Below are 14,321 nucleotides of genomic sequence, written 5' to 3' on the forward strand. Positions count from 1 at the left end.
TCATGCCGCCACCGCGCCGGGCAGCAAGGCACCCTCGCGCGCCACGATGCGCCCGCCCGACACCACCAGCCGCCGCGGCGGCCGCGCGACCACGGCCTGCGCGACGGTCTGCGCCTCGACCAGCACCAGGTCGGCGCGGCAGCCGGGCGCCAGACCGTAGGCCTCGAAGCCGCAGCCGCGCGCGCCCGCCTCGGTCACGCAGTCGAGCGCGACCGCGAGCTCGTCGTCGCGTCGAAGGTTGTAGCGCAGGCCGATGAGCATCGCGCGCTCCAGCATGTCGGGGCTGCCGTAGGGCGACCAGGTGTCGCGGATGCCGTCGTTGCCGCCCAGCACCGTGACGCCGGCGCGCCGGCAGGCCAGAAGCGGCGGCACGGCGCGCGCGGCCGGCGCGCTGGTGACCAGCGCCACGCCCAGCTTCGCCATGCGCACCAGCAGCGCCTCGCATTCGCGCTCGGGCAGATCGCCCAGGCAGAAGCCGTGGCTGATCGCGACCCGGCCCTGCAGGCCCAGCGCGGCCGTGCGATCGAGGATGAGTTCCAGCGAGAAGGCCCCCATCGCGCCGGGCTCGTGCAGGTGGATGTCGAGCGGCCGGCCGTGGCGCTGCGCGATCTCGAAGAGCAAATCCAGCGAACGCACCGGATCGCCATCGATCGCGCACGGGTCCAGGCCGCCCAGCACGTCGGCGCCCCGCGCCAGAGCCTGGTCCAGCAGTTCGGCCGTGCCGGGGCGGCCAAGCAGGCCCGACTGCGGAAAGGCCACGATCTGGATCTGCTGCACTTGCTGCATCGCATCGCGGGTGCGCAGCACGCCTTCGAGATGGCGCAAGCCGGCCTCGGTGTCGATGTCCACGTGGGTGCGCAGGCGCGTGGTCCCCAGCGCCAGGAAGGCCTTGGCCAGCGCCAGCGACTGCGTCGCCGCATCGTGGCCGCTGGCCCGGCGGAAGGCGCGCTCGTTGTCGATGCGGTCGACCAGGCGCGGCCCGACCTCGTTGCGGTACCAGTCCATGCCCCACAGCGTCTTGTCCAGGTGGGTGTGGCCCTCGACCAGGCCGGGCAGCAGCAGGGCGCCGCCGCCCTCCTCCACCACGCAGCCCGCCGCGGCTTCGAGCGCAGGGCCGAGAGCGGCGATGCGGCCGTCCTGCACCAGCAGGTCGACGGCGGCGGCGCCCAGGGGGCGCACATTGCGAAGCAGCAGCGGGGGCGGGGACATGGCGGATCCGAAGAGAAAGAAGAAAGAGGTCTGGGGCAAGAGCTTGGTTAACTATTTTTATATTTTTGGTTAACCAAGCGCATCGTAAAGATTGACCATCGCTTCGTCAATCCCGGCCAAAGCCGCCCGACGGGAGGACGCCGGTTAACATTTCCGGCACGCCTTTTCCCGCTCCTTCATGCCCGCCCGCAGCCGCACGTCCACCGCATCTTCCGCCTCCAGGCCACGCGCCGCGCGCGATGTGCCGGCCGAGGCGCCCGTCGCCGACACCAGCGTGGACGAGCGCGTCTACGCAGCCGTCTCGAAAGCCCTGCTGAGCGGCAAGCTGCGCCCCGGCACGCCGCTGCGCGAACGGGCCCTGGCCGAGGCGCTGGGCTGCACGCGCGGCGCCATCCGGAAGGTGCTGGCACGGCTGGGCATGGAAAAGAGGCTGGTGCTGGAACACAACCGCGGCGCCTTCGTGCCCAACCCCTCGATCGAGGACATGCGCGGCATCTACCGCGCGCGCCGCATCGTCGAGGCGGGGGTGGTCACGACGTTGTTCGGGCAGTTGTCGCGCGAGCAGAGCGCTGCGCTGCGCAAGCACGTGCAGGCCGAGCAGCGCGCCTTCAAGGAAGGGCGGCGCGAGGACGCGATCCGCCTGGCGGGCGAGTTCCACCTGCTGCTCGCGCGCATGACGGGCAGCGAGGAACTGCTGTCCTATCTCCAGCGGCTGGTCGCCAACACCGAGCTCTACAAGGCCCTTTACGACTCCGCGGAGGCCGCGAGCTGCGCGCCGCGGGAGCACGAGCAGATCATCGAGGCGCTCTCGGGCGCCTCGCTCGCGCGCGCGCTGGCCGTGGCGCTGGCGCACCTCGACGAGCTGGAGCAGCGCGTGATCGCCGGCGCCGGCGCCGCGCAGCAGGCGCCGGACCTGGCCAGCCTGTTCGCCACTGGCGGGTTGTGACCGGCCGCTAAACCCAGCCCGCGCGCCGGAAACGGTAGTACAGGAAGCCGCAGAAGCTGGCGATCAGGCCCAGCGCGGCCCAGTAGCCGTAGCGCCACTTCAGCTCCGGCATGTGCTCGAAGTTCATGCCCCAGATGCCGGCGAAGGCGGTGCACACGGCGAAGATGGCCGCCCAGGCCGCGAAGCGCTTGGTGACCTCGTTGTCCTCGATCGTGACCATCGAGAGGTTGACGCTGATGGCGGTGCCGATGGTGTCGCGCATCGAGTCGATGGTGTTGTTGATGCGGCCCAGGTGGTCGACCACGTCGCGGAAGTAGTCCTGCGAGCCGGCGCAGATCTGCGGCACGCGCCCGCCGTGCAGCTTGCCGGTGCCTTCGAGCAGCGGTGCGACGGCATGCTTGAGCAGCGTGAGGCGCTGCTTGAGCTCGTAGAGCTGCTTGATGTTCTCGCGCGCCGAACCCTTGGTGAAGATGCGCTGCTCGATGGTCTCGAGCTCGACCTCGAAGGCGTCGATGACGGGGAAGTAGCGGTCGACCACCGCGTCCATCAGCGCATAGAGCACGAAGCCCGGGCCGTTCTTCAGCAGCTCGGGCTCGCGCTCGCAGCGCTCGCGCACCTCGACGAAGCCATGCTCGCTGCGGTTGCGTACCGAGACCACGTAGTTGCGGCCGACGAAGACGTCGAGCTCGCCCACGGACAGCTCGGAGGGCGTCTCGGCCCGGCCCGGCTCCACCAGGTGCATCACCACGAACAGCGAGTCAGCGTACTCCTCGACCTTGGGCCGCTGGTGGCCGTGCTGTGCATCCTCGACCGCCAGCGGATGCAGGCCGAACTCTTCCTGCACCTCCGCCAGCTCCGCCGGCGTGGGGTCGCGCAGCGCGACCCAGACGAAGCAGCCGGGCAGCGAGACGTAGTCGCTGATCTCGGAGACGGGGATGTCGGCCAGCTTGGTGCCGTTCTCGTAGACGACGCAGTTGATGAGCATGCGAGGGGAACCGGGCGGTGGGGGGGGACAGGACGCGGCATCTTGCCACGCGCCGATGTTGCAGGCCTTGGACAGGCCCCTCGATCAACCCTCAGGCTTCTTCCGCAGCCACTGCAACAGCGGCCCCACGATATCCAGCGGCAACGGAAAGATGATGGTCGAGTTCTTGTCCGCCGCAATCACCGTCAGTGTCTCCAGGTAGCGCAGCTGCAGCGCCTGCGGCTCGCGCGCCAGGATCTCGGCCGCCTCCGCCAGCTTGACCGAGGCCTGCAGCTCGCCCTCCGCATGGATCACCTTGGCCCTGCGCTCGCGCTCGGCCTCGGCCTGGCGCGCAATCGCGCGCACCATGTTGTCGTTGAGGTCCACGTGCTTGATCTCGACATTGGTCACCTTGATGCCCCAGGCGTCGGTCTGCGACTCCAGCGTCTTCTGAATGTCGAGGTTGAGGCGCTCGCGCTCGGCCAGCAGGTCGTCGAGCTCGTGCTTGCCCAGCACCGCGCGCAGCGTGGTCTGCGCGAGCTGGCTGGTGGCCTCGAAGTATTTCTCCACCTGGATGATGGCCTTCTCGGCATCGACCACGCGGAAGTACAGCACCGCGTTCACCTTCACCGAAACGTTGTCGCGCGTGATCACGTCCTGGCTCGGGATGTCCAGCACCATCACGCGCAGGCCGACGCGCACCATCTGCTGGATGCCGGGGATCAGGATCACGAGCCCCGGGCCCTTGACCTTCCAGAAGCGGCCGAGCTGGAAGACCACGCCGCGCTCGTACTCGCGCAGGATGCGCAGCGAGGCGGCGATGATCAGGACCGCGAACACCACGATCAGGACGGTGAGCGCGACGCTGAGATTCAAGAACATCGTCAGGCCCTCGCGGCCGCCGACTCCTGGCCTTCCGGCGCCACCTGCAGCGCGCTGCCCTGCACGCCGCTCACGCGAACGCGGCGGCCCGCGTACAAGTCGCCCGTGCCGGTCACGCGCCAGTAGTCGCCCTGGATCTGGGCCCAGCCCTCGCCGTCGGCGAACTCGACCAGCTCGCCCGTGGTGCCCACCAGGGTCGTGACGCCGCTGACCACCGGGCGATGCCTCGCCTTGGCGGCCATGCCGGCGACCACGATGATGAAGAGCGCCGAGACGGCACTGCTCAGCGCGACCACCCACAGCGGCACGCCGAAGCCTGGGGCGTCGTTGTTGATCAGCAGCACGGCGCCGAAGGCGAAGGCGGCGATGCCGCCCAGCCCCAGCACGCCGAAGCTGGGCAGGAAAGCCTCGGCGACCAGGAAGGCCACGCCCAGCAGGATCAGCGCCAGGCCCGCGTAGTTGACCGGCAGCATCTGCAGGCCGAAGAGCGCCAGCGTCAGGCAGATCGCGCCCACCACGCCGGGCAGCACGAAGCCGGGGCTGGAGAACTCGAACAGCAGGCCGTAGATGCCGATCATCAGCAGGATCAGCGCCAGGCTGGGCTCGGTGATCACCGACAGCAGGCGGCTGCGCCAGTCGGCCTCGAACACCAGCAGCTGCGCGCGCTGCGTGGCGAGGCGCACGGTGCCGCGGTCCATCTCCACGTCGCGGCCGTTGACCTGCATCAGCAGGTCGGCCACGTCTTGCGCGACGATGTTGACCACCCGCTTCTGCAGCGCCTCCTGCGCCGACAGGCTGACCGACTCGCGCACCGCCTGCTCGGCCCACTCGGCATTGCGATGGCGCAGCTGCGCGAGGCTGCGGATGTAGGCCGAGGCGTCGGAGAGGCGCTTGGCGGTCATCGCATCGGGCGCGGGTTCCTTCTCGTTCTTGCCGCCGGGTTTCGCATCCGGCCGGCCCGGCGTCGGCATGCCGATTGCCACCGGCGTCGCGGCGCCCAGGTTGGAGGCGGGCGCCATCGCCGCGATGTGGCTGGCGTAGAGGATGTAGGTGCCGGCGCTGGCGGCACGCGCGCCGCCGGGCGCCACGAAGGTCGCGACCGGCACGGGGGAAGCGAGGATGTCCTTGACGATGCTGCGCATGGAGGCATCGAGCCCGCCGGGCGTGTCGATCTGCAGCACCGCGAGGCGCGCGCCCTTCTGGGCAGCGAGGGCGAGACCGCGGCGCACATAGTCGGCGGAGGCGGGTCCGATGGCGCCGTTGAGCTGCATCAGGACCACGATGCGGGTTGCGGGGGCGGCGGGCGGCGCCGCGGGAGACACGGCTTCAGCGCTGGCCGCTGCTGTCGCAAAAGCCAGGAGGACCAGTCCCATCAACCATGCTCTGGCGGACCTCATGCGGCGGATTCTAGGAGTCGGCGGCATGGATGTCACACGCTCGCAAACCCGCTGCTAATCGACAAAAAGCAGGGCTGGAGACTCCAGCGAGGCCCGCACCGCCTGCACGAACCCGGCCGCGTACTGGCCGTCGATGACGCGATGATCGAAAGAGCAGGACAGGTTCATCATGCTGCGGGGCAGCATCGCGCCGTCACGCATGACCGGCCGCAGCACGATGCGGTTGACGCCCACGATCGCCACCTCGGGCAGGTTGATGATCGGCGTGGAGGCGATGCCGCCCAGGGCACCCAGGCTGGTGATGGTGATGGTCGAGCCGCTCAGCTCGTCGCGCGTGGCATGGCCGGCGCGCGCGGCAGCGGCCAGGCGGGCGATCTCGGCCGCACTGGACCACGGGTCGCGCGCCTCGGCATGCCGCAGCACCGGCACCATCAGGCCCGCCTCGGTCTCGGTGGCGATGCCCACGTGCACGGCGCCGTGGCGCGTGAGCACGCCGGCCTCGTCGTCGAAGCGGGCGTTGGCCTGCGGATAGCGCTGCACCGCCAGCACCAGGGCGCGCACCAGCAGAGGCAGCAGCGTCAGGTGCGGGCGCTCGCCCTCCCACCGTTCGTTGAGCTGCGCGCGCAGGCGCTCCACGTCGCTGACGTCGACCTCCTCGACGTAGGTGAAATGCGGGATGCGGCGCGCCGACTCCTGGGTGCGCTGCGCGATGCGGCGGCGCACGCCGGTGATGGGCACGGCCTCTTCGTCGTGGCGCTCGACGCCGCGCGGTGCGCTCGCCTGGGGCGACTGCGACTCACGCTGTGCGCCGGGATGACGGGCTTGCCAGGCGTCGAGGTCGGCCTGCACGATGCGGCCGGCGGTGCCGCTGGCGGGTATTTGCCGCAGATCGATGCCGAGCTCCCACGCGCGGCGCCGCACGGCGGGCGAGGCGATGGGGCGCTCGCCCGGCTGGGCGGGCTCGACGGCTGAAGCGGCGGGCGCGCGCGCTGGTGCTGGTGCTGGTGCTGGTGCTGGTGCTGGCGGTGATGCTGGCGGTGGTGCCGGTGCCGGTGCCGGTGTAGGAGCCAGCGTCGGCCCGGCCGTCTGCGTGCCGGGCACCTCCACGTTGCCGCCCCCTTCCACCTCGATGCGAATCAGCTCCGCACCCACGGCGATCAGCTGTCCCACCGTACCGCCCAGCGAGAGCACCTTGCCGGCGACCGGCGAGGGCAGCTCGACGGTGGCCTTGTCGGTCATCACATCGGCCAGCACCTGGTCTTCCGCCACGGTCTCGCCCGGCTGGACCCACCAGGCGACCAGCTCCACCTCGGCGATGCCTTCGCCGATGTCCGGCACCTTGATCGCAAGCTCGCCCATGGGCTCAGTCCTCCATCACGCGCCGGAAGGCGGCGCCGACGCGCGCCGGACCGGGGAAGTAGGCCCACTCCTGCGCATGCGGGTAGGGCGTGTCCCAGCCCGCCACGCGCTCGATCGGCGCCTCGAGGTGGTAGAAGCAATGCTCCTGCACCAGCGCCGTCAGCTCGGCGCCGAAGCCGCTGGTGCGCGTGGCCTCATGCACGATCGCGCAGCGGCCGGTCTTCTTCACCGAGGCGACCAGCGTGGGCAGGTCCAGCGGCCACAGGCTGCGCAGGTCGATGATCTCGACGTCGATGCCGGTCTCGCGCGCCGCCGCCTCGCAGACGAACACCATCGTGCCGTAGGTGATGGCCGTGAGCGCGCTGCCAGGCCGGAACACCGTGGCCGACTCCAGCGGCACGGTGTAGTAGCCCTCGGGCACCTCACCCAGCGGATGCTGGGACCAGGGCACCAGCGGCTGGTCGTGGTGGCCGTCGAAGGGGCCGTTGTAGAGGCGCTTGGGCTCCAGGAAGATGACCGGATCGTCGTTCTCGATCGAGGCAATCAGCAGGCCCTTGGCATCGCGCGGGTTCGAGGGCATCACCGTGCGCAGCCCGCACACGTGGGTGAACAGCACCTCGGGGCTCTGGCTGTGCGTCTGCCCGCCGTAGATGCCGCCGCCACAGGGCATGCGGATGGTGATGGGCGCGAAGAAGTCGCCGGCCGAGCGGTAGCGCAGGCGCGCCGCCTCCGACACGATCTGGTCGTAGGCCGGATAGAAGTAGTCGGCGAACTGCACCTCCACCACCGGCCGCAGGCCGTAGGCGCCCATGCCGATGGCCGAGCCGACGATGCCGCCCTCGGAGATCGGCGCGTCGAACACGCGCGAGCGGCCGTACTTGGCCTGCAGGCCCTCGGTGACGCGGAACACGCCGCCGAAGTAGCCTACGTCCTGGCCGTAGATCACGACGTTGTCGTCACGCGCAAGCATCAGGTCCATGGCCGAGCGCAGCGCCTGGATCATGGTCATGGCGGGCATGGCTTCAACCCTTCTGGAACTGCGCGAGCTGGCGCCGCTGTTCCTGCAGATGCGCCGGCATGGTCTGGTAGACATCCTCGAACATCGCCGCCGGGCCGAACAGATGGCCGTCGGCCAGCGAGCCGTAGCGCTCGGCCTCCTTCATCGCCGCGCTCACCTGGGCTTCGAGCTCCGACTGCGTGTTCTGGTGCTCTTCCTCCGACCAGGCGCCGATGCCCCGCAGGTGCTGCGCCAGCCGCGCGATCGGATCGCCGAGCGGGAAGTGCTGCCAGTCGTCGGCCGGCCGGTAGCGCGAGGGGTCGTCCGAGGTGGAATGCGCGCCCGCCCGGTAGGTGATCCATTCGATGAGCGTCGGCCCCAGGTTGCCGCGCGCGCGCTCGGCTGCCCAGCGCGAGGCCGCCAGCACGGCCAGGAAGTCGTTGCCGTCCACGCGCAGCGAGGCGATGCCGCAGCCGACGCCGCGCGCGGCGAAAGTGGTGGCCTCGCCGCCCGCGATGGCCTGGAAGGTGGAGATCGCCCACTGGTTGTTGACCACGTTGAGGATCACCGGCGCGCGGTACACGTGCGCGAAGGTCAGCGCGGTGTGGAAGTCGGATTCGGCGGTGGCACCGTCGCCGATCCAGGCCGAGGCGATGCGCGTGTCGCCCTTGATGGCCGAGGCCATGCCCCAGCCCACCGCCTGGATGAACTGCGTGGCCAGGTTGCCCGAGATCGAGAAGAAGCCGGCGCGCTTCATCGAATAGCACACCGGCAACTGACGCCCCTTGAGCGGGTCGCGCTCGTTGGACATCAGCTCGCAGATCATGTCCACCATCGGCACGTCGTCGCGCGCGAGCAGCAGGCCCTGCTGGCGGTAGGTGGGAAAGCACATGTCGCCCTGCACGAGCGTCAGCGCATGGCCGGTGGCGATGGCTTCCTCGCCCAGGCACTGCATGTAGAAGGAGATCTTCTTCTGCCGCTGCGCGATCAGCATGCGGGCGTCGAAGATGCGCGTCTTCATCATCGCGATCAGCCCGCGGCGCAGCAGCGCGGCATCGGCCTCGGGCACCCAGGGGCCGACCGCCCGGCCCTCCTCGTCGAGCACCCGCACCAGCGTGTAGGCCAGGTCGCTGGTGTCGGCCGGCGCGGCCTCGACCGGCGGCCGCCGCACCTCGCCGGCACGCGAGAGATGCAGGTAGGAGAAGTCGGTCTCGTGGCCCGGCCGCCCGGTGGGCTCCGGCACATGCAGGCGAAGAGGGGAAGCGCCCTGGCTCATCGTTTTGTCTCCGAGCTCGTTGTTGTGGCTTGCAAGGCACAGCCTAACGAAATTCGCGTGTCTGCGCAGCCGGGCAAGTGCGCGAAGTCTCCATTGACACCCGGCGGGCCGAGGACTCGAATGCCTTGTTGGAGCGAGCGGGGGAGCACTCAGCAGGAGCACTCATCATGCGCAAGAAGATCTTCCTGGCGACGCTGGCCTGTCTCGCCGGCTTCAGCCTGCCGGCGTGGCCTGCGGGCAACGGAGGTGGTGGGGGTGGTGGAGGCGGCGGCTCCTCGGTCCAGCAACTGGACCCCGACTACCGCGCCGGCCAGACTGCCGTCAAGGCCGAGCAATGGTCCGAGGCCGTCGGGCACCTCGACAAGGCGATCCGCACCGAGCCCAAGAATGCCGACGCCTGGAACCTGCTGGGCTTCGCCTATCGCCACATGGGCCAGATGGACAAGTCCTTCCAGCACTACGAGAAGGCGCTGGAGCTCAACCCCCGGCACCGCGATGCGCACGAGTACGTGGGCGAGGCCTATCTGCAGGTCGGCCAGCTCGAGGGCGCCGAGAAGCACCTGAAGGCGCTCGACAAGCTCTGCTGGTTCCCCTGCGAGCAGTACACGGAACTCAAGGAGAAGATCGAGAAGTTCAAGCGCTCGCGGGTCGGCGGGTAAGTCTGTTCGGGCGCGGCTGCCTTGCTCCCTCTCCGTCCGGGAGAAGGGTGGGGTGAGGGCACCGGGCCTTCGAGTACGCGCGCCCGTCGAGTACGTCTCTAGTCGATGCTCACCTTCGCCGCCTTCGCCACCTCCGCCCACTTCACCCGGTTGGCGTGAACCGTCTGCTTGAACTGCGCCGGCGTCTCGATGCGCACCGTATTGCCCTGCCCTTCGAACTTCTCGCGGATCTCGGGCTGCTCCAGCACGCTGCGGATGGCGGTGTTGAGCTTGTCGACGATGCGCGCATCGGTGCCCTTGGGCGCGAACACGCCGAACCAGATCGAGCTGTCGAAGCCCTGCGTGCCCGCGATGCCGCTGGAGGCGATGGTCGGCACCTCCCGCACGGCCGCCACCGGCTTGGCGGTGGTCACGCCCAGCAGCCGCACCTTGCCTGCCTTGTACTGCGGCAGCACGGTCTGCACCTGGTTCATGATGCAGCAGGTCTCGCCGCGCACCACCGAGGCGATGGCCTCCGGCCCGCCCTTGTAGGGCACGTGGATCATGTCCAGGCCCAGGCGCGAGTTGAACTCGGCAAAGGCCATGTGGGTGCCGGCGCCGTTGCCGGTGGAGGCGTAGTTGTACTTGCCGGGGTTCGCCTTGACCAGATCGACGAATTCCTTGAGCGTCTTCACGTCGATCACGTCCGGGTTGATGGTGAGCACGTTCGAGACGTCCAGCACCGGCGCCACGGGCACGAAGTCGGCCTCCACGTCGAAGCTCAGCTTCTTGTAGAGGGCGGCGTTGCTGCCGTGGGTGGCGGCGGTGCCGAAGGCCAGGGTGTAGCCGTCCGCCTTGGCGCGCGCGACGTACTCGCTGGCGATGTTGCCGGCGGCGCCGGACTTGTAGTCGATCACCACCGGCTGGCCCAGCTTCTGCGAGAGCGGCTCCTGGATGGTGCGGGCCACCACGTCCACGCCGGAGCCGGCCGGGAAGCCCATGATCAGCGTGACCGGCTGCTGCGGCCAGTCAGCCTGGGCCCAGGCCAGCGGCGCCGCGAGCGCGAGGCCGGCGAAGGCAAGGAACGGGCGGCGGAAAAGAGAAGCGGGCATGGCGGTCCTTGAAAGCAGAGAGGGAGCGAGAGCGCATTTTGGCGCGCGCCTCATTCGCAATGGCATCGAAGCTTATGCAGCAGCAACCATGCCATCGTGCAGCCCGCCTCCCGCCTCCCGATAATGACGGCCCATGGTCCGCCCCACGCAACAACTCCATCCGCCGCGCGAGCCCGCCGCCGTGCTGCCCGCCGCCACCGTGCTGCTCCTGCGCGACACGCCCGAAGGCCTCGAGGTGCTGATGACGCGGCGTTCCGCCAGCGCCAGCTTCGCGCCCGGCGCCTACGTGTTTCCGGGCGGGCGCATCGAGGAAGCGGACGCCGTGGCCCAGGCCGTGGCAACGCGCCGGCCCACGCAGAGCGATCTGCAGCTCACCCAATCGGTCGCCGCGGTGCGCGAATGCTTCGAGGAGCTCGGCGTGCTGCTCGCCCGGCATCCGGACGGCCGCCCGGTCGACCCGGCTGTGGTCACGGCCATGGACCGCAGCACCACCTCGGCGATCGCGCTGGTAGACCAGTGCGCTGCGCACGGCCTGCTTCTGGCGACCGACCAGGTCTACACCCTCGCCCATTGGATCACCGACCGCGACCTGCCCAAGCGCTTCGACGTGCCCTTCCTGGTCGCGCGCGTGCCCGAGGGCCAGACGCCCACGGCCGACGAGGCCGAGCAGTTCGAGCCTTGCTGGGTGCGGCCGGCCGACGCGCTGGCGCGGCACCAGGCCGGCGGCTTCTTCATGATCTTCCCGACGCTGCGAACGCTGGAGCGGCTGGCCGCCTACGCGACGGTCGACGCGGTGCTCGAGGCCTGCGCCAACCGCCACGGCGGCGAAGGGCCGCTGTGGACCAGTTGCCCGCGCGCCGGCCTGCTGCGCGGCAAGGAAGCGCGCTACATGGAGCACGAGTCGCCCTTCGGCGAGCTGGCCCTGGTCTGTCCCGACGGCCAGATCGTGCACGAGCTCGGCTGGCAAACCGAGGCCCCTGTGGCGCTGCTGAAGAACCTGCGTCGCCTCACGGCGCCCAACCCCGGCGCCATGACCGGCCCCGGCACCAACAGCTACATCGTGGGCGATGCGGCCACGGGCTGCATCGTGATCGACCCGGGGCCCAACGATGCCGCACACCTGCAGCGGCTGTACCAGGCCACCGGCGGCGACATCCGCCTGATCGTCTGCACCCATTCGCACCCCGACCATTCGCCGGGCGCGGCGCCGCTGCAGGCGATGTGCAGCACGGCAGCCTCGAAGCCCCCCATCCTCGGCCTGGCCTCGGCGCCGACCGCGCGTCCGCACTCCCACTTCGTGCCCGAGCGCGTGCTGCAGGACGGCGAGCGCCTGGTGCTGCAGGACGGCCAGGGCACGACGCACACGCTGCGCGCGGTGCACACGCCCGGCCATGCGGCCAACCACCTGTGCCTGGTGCTGGAGGAAGACGGCCTGCTCTTCTCCGGCGACCATGTGCTCAACGGCAGCACCACGGTGGTCGATCCGCCCGACGGCAACATGAACGCCTACCTCGATTCGCTCGACCGGCTCGACGCCGTCTGCGAAGAGGGCGGCATCCGCTTCATCCTGCCGGCGCACGGCTACGTGCTGGGCGAGGCGCGCGCCGCCATCGCCCACCTGAAGGCGCACCGCCTGAAGCGCGAGGCCAAGATCGCCGCAGCGATGCAGCAGCTTCCGCAGGGCACGCCCGAGGACTGGCTGCCGCTCGCTTACGACGACGTGCCGCAGCGCCTGTGGCCGGTGGCCGCGCGCTCGCTCGCGGCGCACATCGAGCGCATTCGACAGCGCGCGCCGCAATGAACGAATCCGACGAAGGCATCCGCCTGGCCAAGCGCGTGGCCGCATTGGCCGGCTGCTCGCGGCGCGAGGCCGAGCTGCTGATCGAGAACGGCGCGGTCCGCGTCGACGGCGAGCCGGCTCTGCTGCCGCAGTTGCGCGTGCAGCCGCACCAGCAGGTCGAGATCGAGGCCGGCGCGCGGCCCGAGCCCGTGGTGCCCGTCACGCTGCTGCTGCACAAGCCGGCCGGCACCGCGATCGAGCAGGCGCATCGCCTGCTGGTGCCCGCGAACCATCACGCGCCCGAGCGCGCGGGGTTGCGCTTCCTGCCGCGCCACGTGGCGGCGCAGCGCTGCATGTCGCCGCTGGAGACGGCGGCCAGCGGCCTGGTCGTCTTCACGCAGGAATGGCGCATCGAGCGCAAGCTGCACGAGGACGCGGCGCTGCTGGAGCACGAGCTGATCGTCGACGTGGCCGGCCCGGTCGGGCCGGAGGCGCTGGCGCGGCTGGACCGGGCGCCGGCGCGCGTCAGCGTGAGCCAGCAGGCCGAAGGGCACACCGGCCTGCGCTTCGCCGTCAAGGGCTGGCAACCGGGGCAGATCGCGCAGCAATGCCAGGCCGCCGGCCTGAGGCTGCTGGGCATCCGGCGGCTGCGCATCGGCCGCGTCGCGCTCTCGGGGCTGCTGGCGGGCCAATGGCGCTATTTGCTGCCGCACGAGCGCTTCTGAATCCTCTTCATTCCGCCCCACGCATTCGCCACGCCGAAGGCGCCACGCCGACGCATTTCTTGAACGCCCGGCTGAACGCCGCCTCCGACTCGTAGCCGACGGCCTCCGCGACCGCAGCAACCTTCCTCGCGCCGGGCTCGGCGAGCAGGCGGCTTGCCAGCTGCATGCGCCATTGCATGAGGTACTGCATCGGCGCCTTGCCGACGAAATGCGTGAAGCGCTCCGCCAGCACCGAACGCGAGCTGCCGGCCTGCGCGGCGAGCGCCTCCAGCGTCCAGTGCCTGGCCGGCGACGCGTGCAGCAGCGCCAGCGTGCGCGCGACCAGCGGGTCGTGCAGCCCGGCCAGCCAGCCCGCTTGCGCATCGCCCACCGTGTCGAGGTAGCGGCGCACCACCTCGACGAACATCAACTCGGCCAGGCGCAGCCGCACGCCCCGGCCGCCGGACGAAGGCTCGCGCAACTCGCACAGCGCGAACGCGATCAGATGGCCCATGCGATCGTCCGGCCGCGTCGCGCTGCGCAGATGGATCATCGCCGGCAGCGCATCGAGCACCGGGTTGAGGGGCCTGCGGTCGCAGCCGAGGAAGCCGCAGATGAACTGCGCCCGCTCGGCGCGCTCCCCGCCTTCGCTCACGACCGAGGGCATTTCGCCGGCCGCCATGCTGCGGAAGAAATCGACCGCTTCCTCGGGGCCGTAGGCGGCGGGTGTGTCGGGCGAATCGGCGAGGAAGTAGGCGTCGCCGTGGGGCACGACCAGCACGTCCCCGGTTTGGAAGCGCTCGGGCTGCGCATCGCGCAGTCCCGCCCAGCAGCCGCCTTGCGTGACCACGTGGTAGGAGACCAGGTGCTGCGAGTCGGGCAGCGCGACACGGCGGAACGCATCCGCCCTGGGCGCCCATGACATCCAGGGCGAATGCGCATCGACGAGAAACAGCATGGAGCCGGTGAGGCGCACGCAGCGCAGCACGTCGGACAGGACGTCGAAGCCGGACGCCGCAGCAAGCGATCCGGACGCCGGGTCATGGTTCGCGCTCAT

13 protein-coding genes are annotated in these 14,321 nt (G+C 70.3%); 4 read left to right on the forward strand and 9 right to left on the reverse strand.

Annotated elements, in window-relative coordinates:
* Complete coding sequence (locus AC3A6X_RS13210) at positions 1 to 1,209, reverse strand: amidohydrolase family protein (protein WP_487842595.1); 1,209 nt, start codon at positions 1,207 to 1,209, stop codon at positions 1 to 3.
* A 178-nt stretch (positions 1,210 to 1,387) separates the two neighbouring features.
* Here AC3A6X_RS13210 and AC3A6X_RS13215 point away from each other — a divergent pair, with 178 nt between their 5' ends.
* The gene (locus AC3A6X_RS13215) at positions 1,388 to 2,155 is read left to right on the forward strand and encodes a GntR family transcriptional regulator (RefSeq protein WP_487842596.1); all 768 of its coding nucleotides are present in this window, start codon (positions 1,388 to 1,390) and stop codon (positions 2,153 to 2,155) included.
* Positions 2,156 to 2,162: 7 nt separating this feature from the next.
* Here the strand turns inward: AC3A6X_RS13215 and corA are convergent, their stop codons facing one another.
* The 6 genes from corA to AC3A6X_RS13245 all read right to left on the reverse strand — a co-directional run bounded on the left by corA (position 2,163) and on the right by AC3A6X_RS13245 (position 9,030).
* Positions 2,163 to 3,140, reverse strand: coding sequence for a magnesium/cobalt transporter CorA (gene corA / locus AC3A6X_RS13220; RefSeq protein ID WP_487842597.1), 978 nt, complete (start codon positions 3,138 to 3,140; stop codon positions 2,163 to 2,165).
* A gap of 84 nt (positions 3,141 to 3,224) precedes the next feature.
* Entirely contained in the window at positions 3,225 to 4,001 is a 777-nt protein-coding gene (locus AC3A6X_RS13225; RefSeq protein ID WP_487842598.1) for a slipin family protein, read from the reverse strand.
* 2 nt (positions 4,002 to 4,003) lie between these two features.
* The gene (locus AC3A6X_RS13230; protein ID WP_487842599.1) at positions 4,004 to 5,374 is read right to left on the reverse strand and encodes an NfeD family protein; all 1,371 of its coding nucleotides are present in this window, start codon (positions 5,372 to 5,374) and stop codon (positions 4,004 to 4,006) included.
* A 78-nt stretch (positions 5,375 to 5,452) separates the two neighbouring features.
* Positions 5,453 to 6,757 (reverse strand): dihydrolipoamide acetyltransferase family protein, encoded by a 1,305-nt coding sequence (locus AC3A6X_RS13235; protein ID WP_487842600.1) that lies wholly within the window; start codon positions 6,755 to 6,757, stop codon positions 5,453 to 5,455.
* Between the two features lie 4 nt (positions 6,758 to 6,761).
* On the reverse strand, positions 6,762 to 7,775 hold the full coding sequence (locus AC3A6X_RS13240; protein ID WP_106558569.1) for an alpha-ketoacid dehydrogenase subunit beta: 1,014 nt from the start codon (positions 7,773 to 7,775) through the stop codon (positions 6,762 to 6,764).
* A 4-nt stretch (positions 7,776 to 7,779) separates the two neighbouring features.
* On the reverse strand, positions 7,780 to 9,030 hold the full coding sequence (locus AC3A6X_RS13245) for a thiamine pyrophosphate-dependent enzyme (RefSeq protein WP_487842601.1): 1,251 nt from the start codon (positions 9,028 to 9,030) through the stop codon (positions 7,780 to 7,782).
* A 167-nt stretch (positions 9,031 to 9,197) separates the two neighbouring features.
* Here AC3A6X_RS13245 and AC3A6X_RS13250 point away from each other — a divergent pair, with 167 nt between their 5' ends.
* Complete coding sequence (locus AC3A6X_RS13250; RefSeq protein ID WP_487842602.1) at positions 9,198 to 9,689, forward strand: tetratricopeptide repeat protein; 492 nt, start codon at positions 9,198 to 9,200, stop codon at positions 9,687 to 9,689.
* Positions 9,690 to 9,787: 98 nt separating this feature from the next.
* Here AC3A6X_RS13250 and AC3A6X_RS13255 read toward each other — a convergent pair whose 3' ends face one another.
* Positions 9,788 to 10,780 carry a Bug family tripartite tricarboxylate transporter substrate binding protein gene (locus AC3A6X_RS13255; RefSeq protein ID WP_487842603.1) on the reverse strand — a complete coding sequence of 331 codons (993 nt, stop codon included), beginning with the start codon at positions 10,778 to 10,780 and terminating at the stop codon, positions 9,788 to 9,790.
* A gap of 133 nt (positions 10,781 to 10,913) precedes the next feature.
* Between AC3A6X_RS13255 and AC3A6X_RS13260 the strand changes: the two genes are divergently transcribed.
* Positions 10,914 to 12,581 carry an MBL fold metallo-hydrolase gene (locus AC3A6X_RS13260; protein WP_487842604.1) on the forward strand — a complete coding sequence of 556 codons (1,668 nt, stop codon included), beginning with the start codon at positions 10,914 to 10,916 and terminating at the stop codon, positions 12,579 to 12,581.
* The gene (locus AC3A6X_RS13265) at positions 12,578 to 13,285 is read left to right on the forward strand and encodes an RNA pseudouridine synthase (protein WP_487842605.1); all 708 of its coding nucleotides are present in this window, start codon (positions 12,578 to 12,580) and stop codon (positions 13,283 to 13,285) included. The genes AC3A6X_RS13260 and AC3A6X_RS13265 overlap by 4 nt, the downstream gene beginning before the upstream one ends.
* 7 nt (positions 13,286 to 13,292) lie before the next feature.
* Here the strand turns inward: AC3A6X_RS13265 and AC3A6X_RS13270 are convergent, their stop codons facing one another.
* The gene (locus AC3A6X_RS13270; protein WP_487842606.1) at positions 13,293 to 14,321 is read right to left on the reverse strand and encodes an AraC family transcriptional regulator; all 1,029 of its coding nucleotides are present in this window, start codon (positions 14,319 to 14,321) and stop codon (positions 13,293 to 13,295) included.

The organism is Variovorax sp. Soil_C_12, assembly GCF_057657375.1.

Coding starts and splice junctions, on each gene's coding strand:
- AC3A6X_RS13250 (WP_487842602.1), top strand. CDS start 9,198: ATGCGCAAGAAGATCTTCCTGGCGACGCTGGCCTGTCTCGCCGGCTTC.
- AC3A6X_RS13210 (WP_487842595.1), bottom strand. CDS start 1,209: ATGTCCCCGCCCCCGCTGCTGCTTCGCAATGTGCGCCCCCTGGGCGCC.
- AC3A6X_RS13230 (WP_487842599.1), bottom strand. CDS start 5,374: ATGGGACTGGTCCTCCTGGCTTTTGCGACAGCAGCGGCCAGCGCTGAA.
- AC3A6X_RS13240 (WP_106558569.1), bottom strand. CDS start 7,775: ATGCCCGCCATGACCATGATCCAGGCGCTGCGCTCGGCCATGGACCTG.
- AC3A6X_RS13270 (WP_487842606.1), bottom strand. CDS start 14,321: ATGAGCGCGAACCATGACCCGGCGTCCGGATCGCTTGCTGCGGCGTCC.
- AC3A6X_RS13245 (WP_487842601.1), bottom strand. CDS start 9,030: ATGAGCCAGGGCGCTTCCCCTCTTCGCCTGCATGTGCCGGAGCCCACC.
- AC3A6X_RS13235 (WP_487842600.1), bottom strand. CDS start 6,757: ATGGGCGAGCTTGCGATCAAGGTGCCGGACATCGGCGAAGGCATCGCC.
- AC3A6X_RS13265 (WP_487842605.1), top strand. CDS start 12,578: ATGAACGAATCCGACGAAGGCATCCGCCTGGCCAAGCGCGTGGCCGCA.
- corA (WP_487842597.1), bottom strand. CDS start 3,140: ATGCTCATCAACTGCGTCGTCTACGAGAACGGCACCAAGCTGGCCGAC.
- AC3A6X_RS13255 (WP_487842603.1), bottom strand. CDS start 10,780: ATGCCCGCTTCTCTTTTCCGCCGCCCGTTCCTTGCCTTCGCCGGCCTC.
- AC3A6X_RS13260 (WP_487842604.1), top strand. CDS start 10,914: ATGGTCCGCCCCACGCAACAACTCCATCCGCCGCGCGAGCCCGCCGCC.
- AC3A6X_RS13215 (WP_487842596.1), top strand. CDS start 1,388: ATGCCCGCCCGCAGCCGCACGTCCACCGCATCTTCCGCCTCCAGGCCA.
- AC3A6X_RS13225 (WP_487842598.1), bottom strand. CDS start 4,001: ATGTTCTTGAATCTCAGCGTCGCGCTCACCGTCCTGATCGTGGTGTTC.